Annotated in this window: 17 protein-coding genes; 12 read left to right on the top strand and 5 right to left on the bottom strand. The window is 68.0% G+C overall.

Features of this window, described 5'->3' with window-relative positions; genetic code table 11:
• Nucleotides 1-192: 192 nt before the first annotated feature.
• A complete protein-coding gene (locus tag AC07GB_RS34305; RefSeq protein WP_478852460.1) occupies nucleotides 193-612 on the bottom strand; it encodes a hypothetical protein in 420 nt (139 codons plus the stop codon).
• Between the two features lie 763 nt (nucleotides 613-1,375).
• On the opposite strand from AC07GB_RS34305, the gene AC07GB_RS34300 reads away from it, so the two are divergent.
• Nucleotides 1,376-2,041 (top strand): hypothetical protein, encoded by a 666-nt coding sequence (locus AC07GB_RS34300; RefSeq protein WP_478852459.1) that lies wholly within the window; start codon nucleotides 1,376-1,378, stop codon nucleotides 2,039-2,041.
• Between the two features lie 236 nt (nucleotides 2,042-2,277).
• On the top strand, nucleotides 2,278-2,982 hold the full coding sequence (locus AC07GB_RS34295) for a hypothetical protein (RefSeq protein ID WP_478852457.1): 705 nt from the start codon (nucleotides 2,278-2,280) through the stop codon (nucleotides 2,980-2,982).
• Between the two features lie 1,151 nt (nucleotides 2,983-4,133).
• On the opposite strand, the gene AC07GB_RS34290 is transcribed toward AC07GB_RS34295, so the two are convergent.
• Nucleotides 4,134-4,343, bottom strand: a complete 210-nt coding sequence (locus AC07GB_RS34290; protein WP_478852455.1) for a hypothetical protein — start codon at nucleotides 4,341-4,343, stop codon at nucleotides 4,134-4,136.
• A complete protein-coding gene (locus AC07GB_RS34285) occupies nucleotides 4,340-4,726 on the bottom strand; it encodes a hypothetical protein (RefSeq protein ID WP_478852453.1) in 387 nt (128 codons plus the stop codon). The genes AC07GB_RS34290 and AC07GB_RS34285 overlap by 4 nt, the downstream gene beginning before the upstream one ends.
• Nucleotides 4,727-5,095: 369 nt before the next feature.
• On the opposite strand from AC07GB_RS34285, the gene AC07GB_RS34280 reads away from it, so the two are divergent.
• The 3 genes from AC07GB_RS34280 to AC07GB_RS34270 are packed head-to-tail and all read left to right on the top strand — an operon-like array spanning nucleotide 5,096 to nucleotide 6,733.
• Nucleotides 5,096-5,359: a hypothetical protein gene (locus AC07GB_RS34280; protein ID WP_478852451.1), complete on the top strand. Its 264-nt coding sequence runs from the start codon at nucleotides 5,096-5,098 to the stop codon at nucleotides 5,357-5,359.
• Nucleotides 5,328-5,858, top strand: a complete 531-nt coding sequence (locus AC07GB_RS34275) for a DUF6879 family protein (protein WP_478852449.1) — start codon at nucleotides 5,328-5,330, stop codon at nucleotides 5,856-5,858. Before AC07GB_RS34280 ends, AC07GB_RS34275 begins: the two co-directional genes overlap by 32 nt.
• Nucleotides 5,859-5,881: 23 nt before the next feature.
• A complete protein-coding gene (locus tag AC07GB_RS34270; protein ID WP_478852447.1) occupies nucleotides 5,882-6,733 on the top strand; it encodes a helix-turn-helix domain-containing protein in 852 nt (283 codons plus the stop codon).
• 132 nt (nucleotides 6,734-6,865) lie between these two features.
• Here the strand turns inward: AC07GB_RS34270 and AC07GB_RS34265 are convergent, their stop codons facing one another.
• Both AC07GB_RS34265 and AC07GB_RS34260 read right to left on the bottom strand, forming a co-directional pair.
• Nucleotides 6,866-7,315, bottom strand: a complete 450-nt coding sequence (locus tag AC07GB_RS34265) for a hypothetical protein (protein WP_478852445.1) — start codon at nucleotides 7,313-7,315, stop codon at nucleotides 6,866-6,868.
• Nucleotides 7,316-7,516: 201 nt separating this feature from the next.
• On the bottom strand, nucleotides 7,517-8,035 hold the full coding sequence (locus AC07GB_RS34260) for a hypothetical protein (protein WP_478852443.1): 519 nt from the start codon (nucleotides 8,033-8,035) through the stop codon (nucleotides 7,517-7,519).
• A 164-nt stretch (nucleotides 8,036-8,199) separates the two neighbouring features.
• Here AC07GB_RS34260 and AC07GB_RS34255 point away from each other — a divergent pair, with 164 nt between their 5' ends.
• The 7 genes from AC07GB_RS34255 (at nucleotide 8,200) to AC07GB_RS34225 (ending at nucleotide 18,235) form a co-directional block, all read left to right on the top strand.
• Nucleotides 8,200-9,051 carry a helix-turn-helix domain-containing protein gene (locus tag AC07GB_RS34255; RefSeq protein ID WP_478852441.1) on the top strand — a complete coding sequence of 284 codons (852 nt, stop codon included), beginning with the start codon at nucleotides 8,200-8,202 and terminating at the stop codon, nucleotides 9,049-9,051.
• Between the two features lie 14 nt (nucleotides 9,052-9,065).
• Nucleotides 9,066-9,620 (top strand): class IV adenylate cyclase, encoded by a 555-nt coding sequence (gene cyaB / locus AC07GB_RS34250; RefSeq protein ID WP_478852439.1) that lies wholly within the window; start codon nucleotides 9,066-9,068, stop codon nucleotides 9,618-9,620.
• Between the two features lie 1,110 nt (nucleotides 9,621-10,730).
• Entirely contained in the window at nucleotides 10,731-13,079 is a 2,349-nt protein-coding gene (locus AC07GB_RS34245) for a hypothetical protein (protein ID WP_478852437.1), read from the top strand.
• Between the two features lie 212 nt (nucleotides 13,080-13,291).
• The gene (locus AC07GB_RS34240) at nucleotides 13,292-15,013 is read left to right on the top strand and encodes a transposase (protein ID WP_478852435.1); all 1,722 of its coding nucleotides are present in this window, start codon (nucleotides 13,292-13,294) and stop codon (nucleotides 15,011-15,013) included.
• Nucleotides 15,010-15,774, top strand: coding sequence for an AAA family ATPase (locus AC07GB_RS34235; RefSeq protein ID WP_478852433.1), 765 nt, complete (start codon nucleotides 15,010-15,012; stop codon nucleotides 15,772-15,774). The genes AC07GB_RS34240 and AC07GB_RS34235 overlap by 4 nt, the downstream gene beginning before the upstream one ends.
• Complete coding sequence (locus tag AC07GB_RS34230) at nucleotides 15,771-16,583, top strand: AAA family ATPase (RefSeq protein ID WP_478852431.1); 813 nt, start codon at nucleotides 15,771-15,773, stop codon at nucleotides 16,581-16,583. The genes AC07GB_RS34235 and AC07GB_RS34230 overlap by 4 nt, the downstream gene beginning before the upstream one ends.
• Complete coding sequence (locus AC07GB_RS34225; protein ID WP_478852429.1) at nucleotides 16,580-18,235, top strand: hypothetical protein; 1,656 nt, start codon at nucleotides 16,580-16,582, stop codon at nucleotides 18,233-18,235. The genes AC07GB_RS34230 and AC07GB_RS34225 overlap by 4 nt, the downstream gene beginning before the upstream one ends.
• Nucleotides 18,236-18,572: the final 337 nt, after the last annotated feature.

Here is an 18,572-nt window from a genome sequence, read left to right as displayed (position 1 = left end):
CCGCACGGCCCCGCTGTGGACAGCGGGACCAACCACGGGCGAACCAGGCGCACCCGCCGCTGAACCGGCCGTTCTGCCGGCAACTCACCTCCGAGGCCAGCTCTCACCGGGCGGCCTGAGGCGAGCGGCACTGTCGCCGGTGTCCGGCTGAGGGCGACTGCCCGGCGCGTCCGAGGGACCGGAGGTATGGCCTCACGCGAACTGTCGGGGAGCGAAGGCGAGGATGAGCCTGCCGTCAGCGGTGAGGCGGAAGGTGACACGGATGTCACCGGTCTCGACCTTGCCGCCTGCGCCGATGGTGCCCTCCAGCGGACTGAACTGATCGTCGACCGCCGTGAAGTCAGCCTCCCCGGCGCTGACGCGGTTCACCGTGAAGGTGGCGGAGAGAAACTCCGGAGCGAAGCGGACGCTTTCCCCGGCCCTGACCTCGACCTCGCAAGAGCGGTCCAGACAGGCCTTCAAGTCCCGGCCGTTTTTCGCCCGTCGGGACGAGGCAGCGGCCGTCGAATCGGAGGCAGACGGCGCGCGCCGGTCCTCGCCCGCCGCTGGTGGCGCCGAGGCGCGGGGGCCGGCCGGGCCCGCTGGTGCTGCACCCCGCAGCCAGGACGGCAAGGACCACACCAAGGGCGCCCAGCACCCCCGGCGCAGGGCAACGGCGGTCGGGGACGGGTGCGTTCATGCGCTTGGCGCCTCCGGAGCGGTCCGACAGGATCCCTTGCGGCACACGCCACTGTGCCCCAGACCCTGCGGGACCGGTCCCCGCGGCGGCCGCCCTTGCCGCAACCGTCGTTGCCGGGCCCGATGGGCTGAGCCGACGGCGCGTGAGGTTGCCGCGGCGGCGGCATGACGCCGTACGGGCCAGCCGGCTGCGCGTGGCCAAGACGCGGGAGCGATCGAATCCGACACGGAGGCCACACAGAGTAACTGGCCCCCGGTACCGAGCCGGTGGCGGCAGGAGGCCGAGGCCTCGCCAGCACCCCGGTTCAGGCCGTGACAACGGGACGGAGCAACCCCCAGGCACCTCCGCGTGGCCGTGCAGCCGGCCCCCCTCGTTCGCTCGGCGCCTGCGAGAGGCGCCCGGGGCCCGACCCGCTCCAGGCCCCCTTGCCGATGTCGCGGGTGATGCTGGCATAGTGGGACCTGCGTCTGTGGACGCGTACCACCCTCACAGGACCACCGCCATGGGTGAATCTGGCCGCCGCCAGGACCACAGTGCTGTATCTCGGCTCAGATCTGACTCGTCGCGTCCAGTTGGTCTGCCGGAGACACGGTGCGGTGGGGTGCCTCCGTTCACGGCAGACCTGATGGGAAAGCGATGTCCTCCGGCCGTACGCACCGCACCCGCCTGGCCCGTGCTTTCGCCACGGCACAGTCCATGCCTTACCAGAAGGCTCTGGCCCACGTGATCGCCTGCAGCGAGGCCGGGTTGCTTCCAGCCCGGCTCGATCAGGACGGCATGGCGCGGGCACTCCTCACTCTGCGACAGCACCCTGGGGCACCGGCCGCCGTCCGTTCCGAGGACCCCACGGCGGAGCCACGAACCGAGCTGCCGCCGACCAGGGCGGACAAGCGGCCGTCGCTAGCCAACGATCCGCGGTGCATCGCCTTGTCCAAGGTGCTGAAGCCGGCCCTGGAGGCCACGTGCCCGAACGGAGCCGGAGGATATGGCGGGGCTCTGCAGGCGAACCTTCACCCCGCGGACGCCCAGGCTCTGGGGGGAGTACCGCTGATCCGTGCCGCGCTGCGGCGTGCGGGGCGGCAGCTGGGATGGCGGGTCCAGACGCTGGGCCAAGAGACGGAACGGGTGGCCCTGGTCCTTATCCACGACACCAGGGAAGCACCCGCTGAATTCGCCGAAGCCCTGAAGAAGCATCGCCTGAGCAGCGACAGGGAAGCGATGGAACGCGTCTCGGCACTCATGGACAGAGACAACAGGACGAAGCTCAGCACGTTGGGGCCAAGCCCGGTAGAGCGGCAGACCCAGGCGTTCCTGATGGCCGCCCGAGCCGCACTGGCCGCAGCACCAGAGGCATGGACGTAGCAGACCCACACCAGGAAAGGGAACCGGCGCCATCACCTGACGGCCACCGGCACCGGGCCGAACAGCACACCGTCGGCCCGGCGACCGACAGGCCCTGCCCCGGCTGTGGCTGTCGTCGTGCACAACAGGCACCGAATCGGGCCACCGGCTGGGATCTCGGAGCGTGATGGCACGATGCAGGCGCCGGAGGAACACGACCCGGACGCCGGCGATAACACGACTACAGAGGCGGGACGTTGACCGAACTGGACAAAGAGCTGTGCCGGAATTGCGGGGAGCCGGTGATCCGGCTCGACGAGAGGCGCTGGACGCACGGGTTCGGCCAGTGGGGGAGTGTGGGGTGCCGTGCTTACAGCTTTACGCGGACAGATTCCTGGGACGAGCGACTGACGCGTGCGGACAAGGCCGGCCCACGTACGCGCGCACAGCGCGAGGGGCGGGAGGAGTTCCCGGCCTGGCCGGCGCTGCGCGAGCGGCGGCTTGCGGCCGAGCGGGAGAAGCGGGAAGCGGAGGCATTGGCCGCGACCCGCTTCTCACCGAAGCTGGCCAGAGCGGTCGAAGCGGCCGAGGCGGTGGTGGCCGCCCCGGGCAACTGCACCTTCCGCACTCTGGAGCGGCGTCGCCAAGCGGTGATCCTGGCCGTGGAAGAGCAATCCCGTCGTGCCGCCATCAGACAAGGCCACGCCGAGCTGGGCAGCATTACCGCACGGGACGAACGCGCCCGGCTTACGCAGCTGACCCAAGAACTGCTCCGCTCCCTGCGGGCGGTGGAAAAACAGTTGCCGCCGGCTGAGGCTGTCAAAGCGGCGGCCGCACGATACTGCGCCCGCGTCGATCAGATCGCCACTGACCGTTACGCCTCGTTGTCACAGCAGGGCGACGGAGCTGCCGCGGAGCAGTACGAGCTGCGTGAGGCGCGTGAGCGTGCACAACAGGGCTGACACCGTGGCGTCCACGGGGTGCTGAAGGACGCTTGCCACGGGGCGCGTGGGCGCGTCGCCGTCGAACTCGGAGAGTTCGGCCGGCAGGCCTTCGCGGCCCGCCCGCGCCCGGGCAACCCATCACATCTCCTCGGTTAGGGTTTGGGCTCCCCATCCGTACGGCGGCCGCGCGCCAGCCTCCTTGTCTGCGGCGTGTGGGTGTTCACCGCTGAAGGCTGTGGAGGACCAGGTGTACGTGGTGGCGCCATTGCTCAGCGTCGCCGTCGTGCACTCAGCCACGCGCGAGCCCGCAATCATCCCCCAGGACATGGTGAAGGCCTGAACAACCAGCGGGTCCGGCAGCGGCTGCGGGACGTGTCCTCTCGGGGGCGATCGGCACGCTGCTGCCGGGCAGGGACGCGGCCGTGACGGTCGCCTCCGCGACGCCCTTGGTGCCCCGTGCTCTCACGCCACAGGTGCCGGTCCCCTTCCTGACCTTGTCGAGGTGTTGTTGTAGTGGCGGAGGTCGCTGACTCCTGCGGTAGGCCGGTGGTATGCGGTACGCGCCTCGTGCAGCGCCTGGCTTTCCTCCGGCGGGGAAGCGGGGGCCAGCGCCTTTGACCGTGCTCAGGACGCAGAGCAGCACCCCGGCCAGATGGCCAGGGGCGCTGCCGGCCCGCCCGTACGCCGGGAGCTATGCGGGCGGTCCGTTCTGCGCCCCGGCCTGCTGCGGGGGAGGGGCAGGGCAGTGGCGTGCGTGGAGGTAGCCGAGTATCGGCCAGGGCCTGTCGCGCCAGTAGTGCGGCCGTAGTAATTGACCGGGGGCGATGATGCTCTGGCAGGCCGCACAGCGCATCGGGGGGTGGCCTGCGCGCTCTCGTACGCTCAAATGCTCTTCGCCCAGGGCGTGGCCCGGCCCGCACGGGCCATGAGGGCACCGGTGGCAGCTGACGATGTGGTCGTACCAGGCGAGACAGGTAGTCAGGGATTGGGTCCTGGCCTCGCAGCAGTCCAGACAGCCGTGGGGCCGGAAGGGGCCGGGGTCGCCGAGGTCGATGCCTTCGCCGGGGCGGAAGGGGCGCTGACACCAGACGCAGGAACCACCAGTCAGTTGGGCCGGGGTGAGGGTGTCGGGCTGCGGGAGGGCGGCGAGGAGGGCTACCGGTTTGGGTTCAGCCACGCCCACCTCCTGCGCCCGGGCCCGCGGGCACGGCCGTCGTGCGGCTTGCTTCGATCCAGGCGGCGCGCAGACGCCCGCCTTCGGAACAGTCGGTGAGGATACCGACGTGCCGACGGGCGCAGGTGTCCAGATGATCGCGGTAGGCCCGGTAAAGGCCCTTCGCTTCTGGGCGGTCCTCGTAGTCATCGAGGTCGCTCATCATGGTCCGCTCTCCGTCCGCAGCGGATCGGCCGTGGACAAGAGCGTGCGCAGGACGGTCACGTCGCACAGGTTCCCGGGGTGCTCCGGCGCCACGACCCAGGTCATGAGGTAGGCGATGTGCCCCACGCGGGGGACGCCGAGGTAGGTGCCCCTGCTCAGACAGGCCTCCGGCCCCTCCCACGCCGCGTCCGGCGGTACGAGGAAGTAGTACGCGCCCAGCGGGCTGCGCAGGTCCCGGATCACGGGGCCGCCAAGCCAGTCCCGCAGCGCCGCGGCCACCGTGGCGGGCTCCTCACCGGCGACGGCAGCGTGGATGCGCTGGGCGGGTACGCGTACGGCATCGAAGCACCGCCCCAGCGGGATCATCGCCACGTACGCGTCCATCCACTCCCGCCGCGCCTGGCCCGGCAACGGGTGCGCCTGCGCAAGCCAGTCAGCAATGAGCCGGTTCTCCGCTAGCGAGGGCACCTGCCTCCGAGCATCACTTCTCGGCGCTGGCACGGAGGCCGTAGTCCCACCCATGTCGACTCCTTGATCGTCGGCCACACCCCGGGGCCGGTCACACGGTTGCCAGGGCGCCTTCGCTGTACCTTTCGACGTTAGGAGCGAGACGACAGCCGTCGCCAGCCATGTGCACCGATGTACACGCCTACATTTGCGGACTAGCCGCACAGTGAACCTCTTGACTGCCCAACTCCAGTCACTGAAAGTGGTGTTCATCCGTGCACACCACTGCGGCCAGCGGAGGCAACCATGGCGCTACGGTTCATCGGAATCGACCCCAACACTGGTGACGGAGAAAGCCCAACTGTGTGGGTCGACCAGGCCAAAGGTGAGATCGTCATCCAGGGGTGGAAGCCACAGCCCGAACTGACAGCGCAGTGCGCCACGTTCAAGGTCCCAGGCCACGCGAGCGGCATCCCGGAACACGAACAGGTGGTGCGGGTACCGGCCCGCATGGCCGCAACGCTGAGGGAGGCGTGCAATGTCCTCGAGCAGCGAGCCGACATTCCATGAGCTGCTGAGCACCGCCACCGAGTCGGCAGTCCACCTGGAGATGCGCGACAGCTACGCCGTGGACTACGAGTCGGAATCGTTCGCCCGGTGGCGTGAGGGGTTCCGCCACGACCCGGCAGACCAGCACTCGTGGTGGCGCCCATGGCTGGACCTCATCCAAGCCACGGTCGGACGCGGCGTAGCCGTCCGCCGCGCCCGCATCGTCTCCGAGCCCGTGAGCGAGTACATCCGGTACGAGCACTCAGGCACCTTCACCAACGTGGCCGCAGGCGAACAGGTGCGGTGGTTGCCCCGGCGACGCGCCTCCGACCTCGCCCTTCCCGGAAACGACTTCTGGCTGATCGACAAACGGCTCATCCGGTGGAATCACTTCACCGGCGACGGAGCCTCAGCCGGCGGAGAGATCAGCACCGACCCGGCGGCCGCCCAACTGTGCGCCGACGCGTTCGAGGCCGTATGGGAGCGCGGCATTCCGCACGACGAGTTCCGGATCGACTAGCACGAAGGCGAGCAGGCTGGCCCATGCCCATGTCCCCGTCGTCCGCGGCACAGGCGGCACGCGAGAGCGTTGCCCAACGCCTGAGAGAACTCCGCCTGGACGCAGGAATCAGCGGGTCTGAGCTGGCCTCCCGCTGCAACTGGACTCACCCCAAGACCTACCGCATCGAGAACGCGCGCACGCCGCCATCCGCCGACGACATCCGCCGCTGGTGCCAGGCGTGCAGCGCATCCGATCAGACCAGCGACATCATCGCTCAGTCCCGCAACGCCGAATCCATGTACGTGGAATGGCGTCGCAAAGCCCGCGCCGGACTGAAACAGCTCCAAAAAAGCTACCTACCGCTGTTCAAATCAACCAAACTCTTCCGCGTCTACTCCGCGACCCTGATCCCTGGCCTGCTCCAGACAGAGGGATACGCGACAGGGCTGCTGTCCTCCATCACGAAGTTCCGGGACATCCCCAACGACGTCACCGAAGCAGTGGCCGCCCGCCTGAGCCGATCACAGATCCTCCACGAGCCCGGCCGCAGGTTCGCGCTCCTCGTCGAAGAGGCAGCGCTGCGCCATCAGGTGAGCGACTCCGACGCGATGGCCGCCCAACTGGGCTACCTGCTGACAGCGGGCGCGATCCCATCCGTGGCTCTGGGAATCATCCCGCAGTCGACCACGGACCGATCCATCTGGCCGATGGAGACATTTCACATGTACGACGACACTCTTGTGTCCGTCGAACTTCTCTCGGCCCGAGTGACCGTAACGCAGCCAAGTGACATCGCTCTCTACGAGAAGGCTTTCGACCAACTGCGGGCCGTCGCAGTCTATGGCGCCGACGCGAGGGCGTTGATCGTGAAAGCAATCGAAGCCCTCCATTAGCCCCGGTCCTCTCCCGACTGCGGTCGGGAGAGGACAACCCCGGACACCCCGCCCCTGACTTTCCTGACCACTCGTCAGGCGGCCGTGCTCCAACCCGGCACCCTCCTCGTGGAGGTCACGTGCACGGGTGGCTTACTGCGGTGTGGGGCAGGCGCGTGTGTGGAGGTAGCCGAGTATCGGCCAGGATTGTTCTCGCCAGTAGTGGGGGCGAAGTCGCTGGCCGGGGGTGAGGGGGGTGTGGCAGTTCGCGCAGCGCATGGCGGGTTGGTCTGTGCGCTCCCGCGCGGTCAGGTGTTCCAACTCCAGAGCCTGGCCGGCTTCGCACGGGCCGCAGGGGCACCGGTGGCAGGTGACGGTGTGGTGGTACCAGGTGAGGTAGGTGGTCAGGGAGTTGGTTCTGGCTTCGCAGCAGTCCAGGCAGCCGTGAGGACGGTAGGGGCCGGGGCCGCCGAGGTTGATGCCTTCGCCGGGGTGGAATTGGTGCTGGCACCAGACGCAGGCGGCACCGGACAGCTGCGCGGGGTCGAGGGTGTCGTGCTGGGGCAGGGCGGCGAGGAGCACCACCGGCTTCGGCTCAGCCATCCCGGCCCCCTCCGGACGGACCCGCCGGTGTGGTGGCCGCACGGCCCCCTGCGATCCAGGCGGCGTGGAGACGTGCGCCTTCGGGGCAGTCGGCGAGGATACCGACGTGCCGGCGGGGGCAGCTGCTCAGATGGCCGCGATAGGCCTGGTACGGGCTCAGCGGCTCGGGACTGTCCTCGCCGTCGGTAGGGTCGCTTGTCATCAGGTCACCGTCCGCAGCGGATCGGCCGTGGCCAGCAGCGTGCGCAGGACGGTGACGTCGCACAGGTTGCCGGGGTGTTCTGGCGGCACGACCCAGGTCATGAGGTAGGCGATGTGCCCTACCCGGGGGACGCCGAGGTAGGTGCCCCTGCTCAGGCACGCCTCCGGGCCCTCCCACGCCGCGTCGGGGGGTACGAGGAAGTAGTACGCGCCCAGCGGGCTGCGCAGGTCCCGGATCACGGGGCCGCCAAGCCAGTCCCGCAGGGCTGTGGCCACGGTGGCGGGCTCCTCGCTGGCGACGGCGGCGTGGATGCGCTGGGCGGGTACGCGTACGGCGTCGAAGCACCGCCCCAGCGGGATCATCGCCACGTAGGCGTCCATCCACTCACGCCGCGCCTGGCCCGGCAGCGGGTGCGCCTGCGCGAGCCAGTCAGCGATGAGCCGGTTCTCCGCTTGCGAGGGAACCTGCCTCCGAGCACTGCTTCCCGACACTGACACGGAGGCCGTACTCTCCCTCATATCGACTCCTTGATCGTCGGCTACGCCCTGGGGCCGGTTACACGGTTGCCGGGGCGTGTTCTGATCTGGCCAGGATCATGTGACGCAGCGTGGTCGCTCGATACCCTGCCGGTAATCTCACGGTGAGATGACTTTCCATCTCGTGGTGAGCAGTAGGGAGTGCAATGCCGACCGCAGCGGGGCCCATCGAGTTACCGGATTGGGCGTGGGAGCGCGCCGAGGTGCGGGAAGCCCTCAAAGGCCGCGACATGGGAGCCGTGTTCCGGCAAGTGCAGCGGTACACGGGAGCAAGCCAAGCCCGTATCGCGGGAGCGGTCGGGATGACCCAGGCACGCGTCAACGAGATCATCAACGGTCGCCGTGAGGTGAGCAGGCTCGACGTGTACGAACGGATCGCCGACGGCGTACACATGCCCGACGACGCCCGCCACCTTCTCGGGTTGGCCGCCAGCCGTGAAAAGCGCAGCGGGGGCGTCGCCTTCGACCTGGCCGCCTTTCCAGAGGTCGTAAGGGTCTACGCAGCGCAAAGATCGGCAGCCGAAGAAATCCAACAGCAGGCCCGCGAAACCGAGGAGTTGGACATTCTGGCTGTACGCGGCCTCGGCCTGATCGGACTGAACGACAGCCTGCTTCGGACCTGCCTGCCCCGAGACCAAGGAGGCAAGGGGCTGCGGGTCCGGGTGGCGCTGCTCGATCCCGAGAGCACGGCCCTGACGCGGCGGGCAGCCGAGATCGGCGAGTCCGCGGAGTCATTGGCATCAGGGGTCCAGCTCACCGAAGCACGTCTGCGGGAGCTGGCAGACACCTGCGACATCAGTGTGTGGCGGTACAGCATGCTGCCGACCTGGCGCCTCATCCGGACGGGCGATGTCATGTTCGTGGGTGCGTTCGACAGGGGGTGGGAAGGACACGAGTCGGCGACGTACAAGGTGATGGCGACACCACACGGACCGCTCTTCCGGGGGTTCAGCAGGATGTTCGAGGCAGTCATCGACAGCGCACAGCGCACTGTCTGACGAAAGGGAAGCCAGTGATCGAGGCCGAGTTGAAGGCGCGTGTGCGTATGCCGGAGGCGGTCATGGGTGAGCTGGACAAGCGGGCACCCGCCCGCATCGAGGTGTACCAGGACGCCTACTACGACCGGCCCGACGGTTCGCTGGAGGCGGCGGACCAAGAGCTGCGAGTGCGCACGGTGCACAGCCCGGAGAGCGCTCGTACGGTACTGACGTTCAAGGATGCCTCGGTTGATGAGGAGTCCGGATCCAAGCCGGAGCACGAGACGGTTGTCGAGGGCGCGGAAGCAGTGCACGCGATTCTGCGCGGCCTTGGCCATGTGATCGTCATCGCGTTCGAAAAGCACTGTCGCAACTACGAGTTCGAGGCCAGAGGGCGGCAGATGCTGGCCACGCTCGTACGTGTCCCCGAACTCGATGGCGTGTTCCTGGAAGTGGAAACGCTCGTGGACGAATCCGAGTTGGGCGATGCCCTGGCAGACATCCGAGCGGTGTTCTCCGAACTCGGCATCGATGCCGGCGACCTCACGAAGGAGACGTACACAGGGGCGGTTGCTGCTCAGCGAAGGTGACCCTGGGCCCGTGAAGGCCGCCCTCCCGCCCGAAGGCGGCAGGGAGAAGCGTTTCAGCAGGGCGGACAGGCCCGACCCTGGTGCCGATCATTCCGGTGAGCGCTGCGGGGGGTCGGCAGGCGGCCACCGGCTGCGCTCCAGCGCGCCCAGGCACCGCTCGTACTCGTCCGGAGTCTTGCTCGTCTAGTCACCGCGCTGTACGAGGAGCGCGAGCTGCCCGTGCTCCTCGGCGAACCTGGCCGGCCATCGTTCGCTGTAGTTTGACCAGCTCCAGCGCGACGTCACGCGAGTCCGGCACCGTCATAGCTTTCTCCGCACCGGCTCTGTGAGCCCCCATCCTTCCCTCCCCGGTGCGAGTAGCGAGGCAAGGCCGGTGTGGAGTTTCCCCGTTGGACCAGTCGTAGGTGGAGAGGCCCGTCGGCGGGTAGGGGAGTTCCGTACGCTGTACACCCTTCACCTGGACCGTATTGTTGAGGCATGGGCTGATAACGCTACTGTGGATCTTGGATCCCAGGGGGAAGTTCCGGATACGGGTTCGCAGCCTAGCTACACAGGGTTTTTTGGGTTATCGCTGATTTCAGCGTGAGACTGGGCGGATTTGCTGGGCATCAGAAATGTTTCCTGATGCCCTATCAGATCAGTAAGGGAAAGCCGAAAGTGACGCGTTGTCAACCCCGTAGCCAGCCACAGTAATTCGCGGAGCGAATTCCTTAACCGAATCGCGGAGCGATTCGGTTGCCGGGCAACGGAGTTGACCGGCGCCGGCCCGGAGGGCCGGCAGAGCAGCGCGGAGCGCTGCTCTGTGAATCTGTGTGTGGGTGTCACTGTTCTGAGAGGGACGTCACTGTTGCTGGACCTGTACAGCACCGTGCTGGTCTGCGGGATTGTGTCGCCCCGGTGTCACGGACATGGGTGGCGTGTGGTGCCATCTGGGTGACGATGAGCGTGTCAGTGTGCTGCAGATTCCTAAGTGAGTAAGGGGTAGGGGAGATCACCCGCTTGTGGGTGGGGACGGGATATACCTATCTGACGTGGTGGTCTTCATAGCTGTGCTGAGTAAGAAGAGGCTTTCGTGCCGGCTAGCGGCCAGTGGGGTGACAAACTGGGCGGATGTCTGGTCAGTCCTTCACCTTCCTGCCGCTGTCGTACGCGGCCAGACCGCCCCGGGTCGTCATCGTCGCGCCACACAGGGATGAGGACTGGGTCCAGTGGACGGCAGCAGCCCTGGCCCGGCTGTCGGCAATGTGGGGCTGTAGCGGGAGTGCGGTGATACCGGCGCGCGCAGTCGGACATCCGGCAGTCGAGCGATGCCTGGCGCATTCGCACCCTGATCATGTGATGGCCTACGGGCCGTCATGGGACACGTTCGACACCCTCTACCCCGGCAGCATCGAGCAGATGCTGGCCGAGCATCAGATTCCCGGCAGCCCCGGTGCTGATCAGTTCAAAGTGATGGTCCGCCAGCACTCGTGGGACGGTCCCATCGTCCGCGAGGCTGTGACGGCGGCTGACGCACTGCGCTCGCGGGTGGGCACGAACCATCATGAGGAACATGTCCAGTGCAGTCACCTGTTCGATCATGACGATGTGCGTGATCTGACATCGCTGGCCGCGATTGCCGGCGTTCCCGTCATCGGTGTTCCAAGGGGACTCGTGACCTCGGTGGAGGCCTTGGCCTACGCGATGCATGTCGGTATCCAGGCCCAGACAACTGGCACTGGCGGGGATGTCTCGGCTGAACAGTGGCGCGAGGCGGCGCTCCGCGGCGCCGAGTCCCCGCTGCTGTCGCAGTTGCACCCCAACGCACCCGATGGAGCGCTCGCGGTGCGCTCCTATGAGGCCGGACGGTGCATCCCGGTCACGAGAGCCCTCCAGCGCCCAGACCGAATCGTCGTTCTGGGAGACCAGCCAGAAGACTTTGCTCTCGCTGAGGCTCTCCGGCAGACCCGTGGCGCGGTGACATGGATGCCATGGGAAGCCTCGGTGAGCGACATGTGGCTGTTCCCCGGCCGCGCATCCGGCCAGACGCAGGTGACGAGCGCCTCGTTGAGCGTGGAGGAGACCCAACGGCACATCGACGCACGATGGGACGAGCGCCCCGTCAGGCACACTCAGCCTGCAGAGGTGGAGCGCCCGTTTGAGGCAGTCGACCCTCACGACATCGATCTCAACCACCCGATCATGGTGGTCTTGAAAGACGCCTGGGACCAGCCGCGCTCTCTTCCCGCGAGCGTGGAACCCGACGGATCACTCCAGACATCCCTGTCGCTGGCTGCCGAGGTCCCACGCGGCCTCGACCCAGACAAACACCGGTGGCAGATCACTCTCACCGCCAGCAACCACCCTGTCCCCCCACTCACCGTACTGGGATCGTCTACGGTCACGGCAACAGGCCAAAACCCATGGGAGACCTTCGTCCGTGCCGCGGACGGAGGCATCACCTACTGGTCTCACCGCTACGACTTCGTACCCAGCGGGGCATCCCTGACCGGCACGCTTGCCTCTCCCAAGCTGGCTTGGCCAGGCATCAAGCGCATCCTGCACATCGCAGCTTCAGCAAACGACACCACTATCCGCTCCAGCCCGGCAGGGAAACGCGCCGCCATCATGGAACGGCTCCTTGGATCCCGCACTGCTCTGGAAGCACTAGCGGCAAGCCCGGGCTGGGCTTTGCTGCACCGCTTCACTCAGAACACTACGAACCACGATGGCCCGGAACACAGCCGGTGGAAACTGAAGTCCGCTGTCGTCCTGTCCTGGGAAGCCTTCGTTGCTCATGACGACAACACCTGGAGCCTAGAAGCACGCAGAAACCAGATCGACCAGTGGACGTCACAGGGCGTGCTACGCCGCGGGCTGATCCTTGGCTGCGGTCATTGCCCCATCCTCGAGTTCTACCCGCTTGCTGAGATCAGCCAGAGCTACCGCTGCAGACGCTGCGAAGGGGAGAACCAGCTCACCAAGAGCCACTGGAGACCAGTCGCAGATGAACCCCGCTGGTTCTACGATCTGCACCCAGCAGTGCTGGAACTCGTCGTAAACAACGGCGACGTACCCCTGCTGGCCACGAGATACCTGCGCAATCAGCACTGGGCACGCCAAGCCCTCGTCTGCGAGGAATTCGAACTCCTCAAGAGCGGCAACCGTTTCGTGGAGATGGATTTCGCCCTGGCGACCAGCGAAGATCTGTGGCTGGGAGAAGCCAAAAGCAACGACTCCCTTGGTAACAGCGTCCGCGAGCGGCAGCGCGAAGCGGGCAAACTCATGGAAGGATGCGCACTCGTCGGAGCAGCCGGCCTCATCCTGGCCACCGCGAAGCCGCAGTGGTCACAGACCACAGTCGAGACGCTCAGCTCGGAGCGACAAGGACGCCTAAGAGCAGGGAAGCCAGCCCCTCAGATCAGCCTGCTGACAGACCTTGGAACAACCCCCAAGCTCACCCCATTGCCCAACACGTGAGACCGCACCGCCTCCCACAGACAGAAGAACGCGCCTGCGCATAGGCCCGCTAGCTTCGCCGATCGCGCCGGCACGGTGTCACCGACGACGATCGTAGTGTCGTTGAGCTGCTCACTGAGCGAGCAGGGAGGAGTGTAAGGGGCTGTTCCCGGCTGGCTGCAGATTTCCCTGTATCCGCCGATGGATCAGTGCAGCCGGCTGAGGGTGTCGCTATGACCCAGCGATCCATTCCACCCGAGAACCCCGTCTCAGGCATGGGCCTCAACGCGGACAGCCAGACGCCAGGCCCGGTGGCGCCGCGGTTGCTGGGGCGCGAGCAGGCTGTCACACGGCTACTCGCTCTGGACGCGACCGGCGAGTTATCGACGGCGCATGTCCGTCTGGTCGCTTCTTCGGTGGGAGTCTCGCTGCGGACGGTGTGGCGGTGGCTTGAGGCCGCTCGCCACCAGGGCCGCTCGAGCCCACGTGAGCGGGAGCGTTTCACGATCACGCCCGAACTGCACGCACGCCTCGCTCGATGGTGCGGCAACGCCGCAGCGGTACACCGGGAACTGCTGGCCGAGCACGCCCAGGCCCTGGCCGAGCACGCCCAAGCCCTGGCCGAGCACGTCCTGGACGCCGTCGAAGGCAGTAAAGGACCCGCACCACCGCCATCGCTGGCGACGCTGCACCGTGCCATCCGCCTCGACCTGAACCCCGGCCAGCGCGCCGCCCTCGCCGGAGGAGAACGCGCCAGACGCCGACACGACGTACATCTGCGCCGCCCCCGCCAGTGGCGCAACGCCTGCTGGGAAGCCGATCACAAACACATCCCCGTCGAGGTCCTCCTCGACAGCCAGCGCGTCTTTCCCTGGGTGACGTGGTTCATCGACTGCGCGACGAACGCGATCACCGGAGCCGCGATCACCCCGCACCAGCCCTCCCGAGACGCGATCCTGGCCGCGCTACGCATGGCCCTGCAGCGAGGCGAGAACGACGCCTTCGGCCCCATCGGGGGCCTGCCCGCCCTGGTACGCATCGACCGCGGCTCCGATTTCCTCTCCCACACCGTCGCCCAGGCTCTGGGCGCGTTCGCTGTGCCGATCCAGGACCTGCCCGCTTACCGGCCGGAACTGAAGGGCACGGTGGAGAACCTGAACCGCTGCGCCCAGCGCATGTTCTTCGCCGCCCTGCCCGGCTACACCCACGCCCCGTCCGCCTCGGTGCGACCGGGCACCGCACGGGGCGGCCGTGTGCCGGTGGGCGAGTTGATGGAGTTCCCCGCTTTCGTCGAGCAACTGCTGGAGTGGATCACCTGGTGGAACACCGAGCACGCCTCCCAGGCGCTGGGCGGGCGCACGCCGCTTGAGGCGTGGCAGCAGGACCCCACCCCGATCCACGACGTCGACCGCTCCCTGCTGTGGGCGTTCACGCTCGAAGACGACGGCCGCACCCGCACGCTGACCACCAGCGGCGTGCGATTCAACAACCGGTACTACGTGGGGGAGTGGATGACCGGAGGCGCGGACGCCGGCACGAAGGTGAGGGTGCGCTGCCTGCCGCACCACGACCACGAGATCGAAGTCTTCGACACCGCTACGGGCAAGCACCTGGGCACAGCCCACCTGGCGGATGCGGCCACCGATGAGCAGCGCCGGGCACTGCGCCGCAGCAAGGACGCCGAGAAGCGCCGTCTGGCCCGCGCGCTGGCCCAGGCCTCGCGACGTACCCGCCCGAAGTACGCGGCGGTGACCCGCGCCGAACAGCCCAAACGCCTGGGCGCCCTCACCTCGGCCGAGGCCGACCAGGCCCTGACCGCAGCCCACCTGACCGACGCGGCTGAGCTCGCCCTGCCCGACCTGATCCCACCCACCACAGCGCCGAGCCACTGGCGCACCCCTGCTGCGCCACGCCCCACCGACGGGCCCGGCCCACGTAAGGAGGAGCACCAGTGACCACCACCCTGCCCCCGGCCGAGGGCGACCAGTACCTGAAACTGCCCGGCGCGCACATCGTGGCCACCCGCGCCCTGCTCAGAGCACGAGAGAACCTCGCCGACACAATCGAGGCGAGGGCGATGATGTGCGTCTACGGCGGCGCGGGCTTCGGCAAGACCCTCTCGGTCAACACCAGCCTGCGCGAGCTGGAGCCCGACGAGGAAGTACGCCGGATCGCATTCCGCTCCCGCCCTACCGCCCGCGCGGTGCGCCACGAGATCTTCACCGCGCTCGACCTGGCCGGCACCCCGCCCGCACACCCATCGGAGTTCGACCACCTCCTCAAAGACGCACTCGCGGCCCACCCGCGCACCCTGATCGTGGACGAGGCCCAGTGGCTCAACTCCGAGGCCTTCGAGTACTTCCGCTACCTGTGGGACGACTACGCCACCCAGCTGGCCATCGTCTTCGTCGGCGGCCAGGGCTGCTACACCGTGCTGCGCAAGGAGCCGATGCTCGCCTCACGGATCTTCATCTGGCAGAAGTTCTCCCGCCTCACCCCCCAAGAAGTCCTCCAGGCCATCCCCCTGTTCCACCCGCTGTGGGAGAACGCGGAACCCGACGACATCCTCTTCGCCAACACGCACGCCGCCCACGGCAGCTTCCGCGACTGGGCCTGGCTGACCGCCCAGGCACGCCTCGGCCTCCAGCGCCTGGGCAGGCAACGCGTCGACCAAGAGGTGCTGCGCTGGACCTTCGCCCGCCTGGGACAGGCATGACGCCCACCACCATCAGCAGCACGCGCCCGCCTCCGGCCCTACCCGGCCCCGGCCCGCAGCACTTCCTCTCGCTCCCCGGTGCCCGGACCGTCCCGGTGCCTGCCCTCGACGCGGTCACCCGCGCTGTGGAGCAAACCCTGGCAGAGCAGGCCATCATGTGCCTCTACGGCGACGCAGGCTGCGGCAAGACCTACGCCCTGCAGACTCATCTCGCTTCCCGCCCTGCGCTGCCCGGCGACGTACGCATCTGCCATCTCAGCCCGCGCCCTGCTCCGACCCCGCTCGTTCTGCACGCCGAGCTGCTGCTCGCTGCAGATCTCCCCATCCCGCCGACGCGGGACCCGGGCGTCCTGGACACGGCCTTGCGCACCCAACTCGCCGCGCACCCGCACCTGCTGGTGATGGACGAGGCCAGCCGCCTGACCACCGGCTGCGTCGAGTACCTCTGCTACCTCTTCGACGACCCCACCACCCAGCTCACCCTCATCCTCGCCACCAGCACCAAGGGCTTCCGCATGCTGCGCCGCCAGCCCCTGCTGACCACACGCACCACCCGCTGGCTGCAGATCCACCCGCTCACCCCCGGCGAGGTACGCCGCGCCATCCCACAGCTCCACCCGCGATGGCGCGACACCGGCAAGGACGTCCTCGACCGCCTCGACACCCGTCACGGGCACGGCAACTTCCGCCGCTGGGCCCAGATCACCCACCACACCCTGCGCCTTGAACGCCGCGCCTCGCCCCCGGCAAGCACCCTGCTGGAGACGACGCTCGACGGCTGCCTCCCGCCACACGAAGACCCCCGATGACACCCACGACACCCCCAACGCCTCCGCCCGTCACGCTGATCATCAACGTGGACGACGACACCCGCGTACTCCAAGCGGCCCGGGCCAGCACCGACCCCCAGGCCGGCCAAACCACGGTCGACCTCACCCCGCACACACCCCGTACCGCCTACCTGCCGCGGGACATCCTGCGCGCCCTGGGCCGCACCGACTACCAGCCCACCACATCCGAGCCCCCCGCCGCCGCACCCGCCTGGCGGGCCGCTACCTGCTGGATCACCGTCCTGGGCATCCACCGCCTCGTCATCCTGCGCGCCCACCACCTCGCCGAGGCCCGCACCCGCCACATCGCCCAGCTACGCCAGGACACCGGCATCCACCTCGTCCTGATCGCCCAGCCGCCCACCCCTGCCGCCGCCGCACGGCTGCGCACCCGGCTCGCCCGCCACCACCTCGACCACGACCTGCAGCAGATCACCGACAGCCACGAGGCCCTCGATCTCCTCGGCCCGCCCGCCCCACACCGCCCTCAGCCCGTCCCAGACCGCACCATGCCCCTGCCGGACCTACCGCGCCTCCCGGTCGCCCGCTTCCGCGCCGAGCTGCGCCGCTGTCTGCCCGCCGCAGACTTCGCCCGGGTCGATGCCCAGTACCGGGCCGGCCTGTACGCGGCCAGGGCCTACCTCACCCGCCATCCAGGTCTGCCCACCCAGCAAGACCTGGAGTTCTTCCTATCCCGCCTGACGACCAGCAGCCCCAGCCCACGCCACACCCTGACCCGGCTGCGCGGAGCCCAGGCCGGATTCCTGCGCGCCGGTCTCCTCCTGGACCTGCCCGACGACCTCGACACGGCCACGGGGCCGGGCACCACCACACGCCCATTCACGCCGTACACGGCCCACCGCATCAGCCGCGGCATTCCTCACCCACTCCAACTAGCCGCACTGACAGCCCTGTTGACGACAGGAACCCACCCCGACGCCCTGTACGCCACCCCCATCGCCGCCCTCGACGTGCGCTGTACACGCCTAGCCGTCCCCGACGTCTGGCACCCCGAACACGGTTCGACCACTCCGCCACCCGCCGTGGTCTACGCCGTCCCGCCCCGAGCTCGCCCCGTGCTGCGCACGGCTCTCCGTTTCCGCCGCTCAGAGCAGGCGCAAGATCACTTCCTGCTGTTCAGCAGCTCCTTCGGCCACCGGCTCACAGACCTGGCCCACGACGCCGCGGTGGGCATCCCCGCCCTCGGCCCTCTCCAGCCCGGCCCCGACTGGCACCACCGCGCCCGCTGCGCCCACCCAGCCACCACCACGCCATACACATCGACCGACCAGCCCCCTCAGCATCACCCACGGACGCAAGAGGAGCTCCAACTCTCAGCTCCACCACACCTGCTGAGCTCACACCAACGCGCCGAGCTGCTCGCTACCATCGGTCCCCCGACCGACACTGCCCTCCCACACGACCAGGCCGCCCCCATTGTGGAGATCCTGAGGCGTTACCTTGGCTCCCGTCGGCCTCCCGTATCGGTCAGTGAGGATCTTTTGGCCGATCTCATGGACCGACTTCTACTGGATCCTGCCTCGACTCCGCAGTGGCCGATTCCTCATCCAGATCTGCTTTATGCGCTGTCAGCCGGAGCAGGATATCCGTGCAGAAGAGAATTCACTTGAGGGTTGCTTTTCTGGAATATCAGGGAAGGAATTAGCAGTTGCTTCTTGAACTACCTTGTTGCACAAAGAATTTGATGACTCAACACCTAAAGGAGAGTCAGAGAGAGATCAAACAGGAGTAAGGGTTGAAACCCAGACCAGCGATCCGCACACTGGCCTTGTAGCCAGCCTCAGTAATTCGCGGAGCGAATTACTGAACCGAATCGCGGAGCGATTCGGTTGCCGGGCAACGGAGTTGCCCGGCGCCGGCCCGGAGGGCCGGCAGAGCAGCGCGGAGCGCTGCGCGTCTCCCGCCGCGTAGCGGCGGCGCGTCGTTCCGGCGGAGCCGGACGCGCGC

The sequence above is a fragment of the Streptomyces sp. NPDC045778 genome (assembly GCF_056431945.1).
Note: the sequence above shows the minus strand (reverse complement) of the source record. Positions and strands in the feature narration are given on the sequence as shown.

What these genes read in the sequence shown, in the direction of transcription:
- AC07GB_RS34300 (WP_478852459.1), top strand. Translation starts at nt 1,376, where the DNA reads ATGCCTTACCAGAAGGCTCTGGCCCACGTGATCGCCTGCAGCGAGGCC.
- AC07GB_RS34290 (WP_478852455.1), bottom strand. Translation starts at nt 4,343, where the DNA reads ATGATGAGCGACCTCGATGACTACGAGGACCGCCCAGAAGCGAAGGGC.
- AC07GB_RS34285 (WP_478852453.1), bottom strand. Translation starts at nt 4,726, where the DNA reads ATGGACGCGTACGTGGCGATGATCCCGCTGGGGCGGTGCTTCGATGCC.
- AC07GB_RS34280 (WP_478852451.1), top strand. Translation starts at nt 5,096, where the DNA reads ATGGCGCTACGGTTCATCGGAATCGACCCCAACACTGGTGACGGAGAA.
- AC07GB_RS34275 (WP_478852449.1), top strand. Translation starts at nt 5,328, where the DNA reads ATGTCCTCGAGCAGCGAGCCGACATTCCATGAGCTGCTGAGCACCGCC.
- AC07GB_RS34270 (WP_478852447.1), top strand. Translation starts at nt 5,882, where the DNA reads ATGCCCATGTCCCCGTCGTCCGCGGCACAGGCGGCACGCGAGAGCGTT.
- AC07GB_RS34265 (WP_478852445.1), bottom strand. Translation starts at nt 7,315, where the DNA reads ATGGCTGAGCCGAAGCCGGTGGTGCTCCTCGCCGCCCTGCCCCAGCAC.
- AC07GB_RS34260 (WP_478852443.1), bottom strand. Translation starts at nt 8,035, where the DNA reads ATGAGGGAGAGTACGGCCTCCGTGTCAGTGTCGGGAAGCAGTGCTCGG.
- AC07GB_RS34255 (WP_478852441.1), top strand. Translation starts at nt 8,200, where the DNA reads ATGCCGACCGCAGCGGGGCCCATCGAGTTACCGGATTGGGCGTGGGAG.
- AC07GB_RS34245 (WP_478852437.1), top strand. Translation starts at nt 10,731, where the DNA reads ATGTCTGGTCAGTCCTTCACCTTCCTGCCGCTGTCGTACGCGGCCAGA.
- AC07GB_RS34240 (WP_478852435.1), top strand. Translation starts at nt 13,292, where the DNA reads ATGACCCAGCGATCCATTCCACCCGAGAACCCCGTCTCAGGCATGGGC.
- AC07GB_RS34230 (WP_478852431.1), top strand. Translation starts at nt 15,771, where the DNA reads ATGACGCCCACCACCATCAGCAGCACGCGCCCGCCTCCGGCCCTACCC.
- AC07GB_RS34225 (WP_478852429.1), top strand. Translation starts at nt 16,580, where the DNA reads ATGACACCCACGACACCCCCAACGCCTCCGCCCGTCACGCTGATCATC.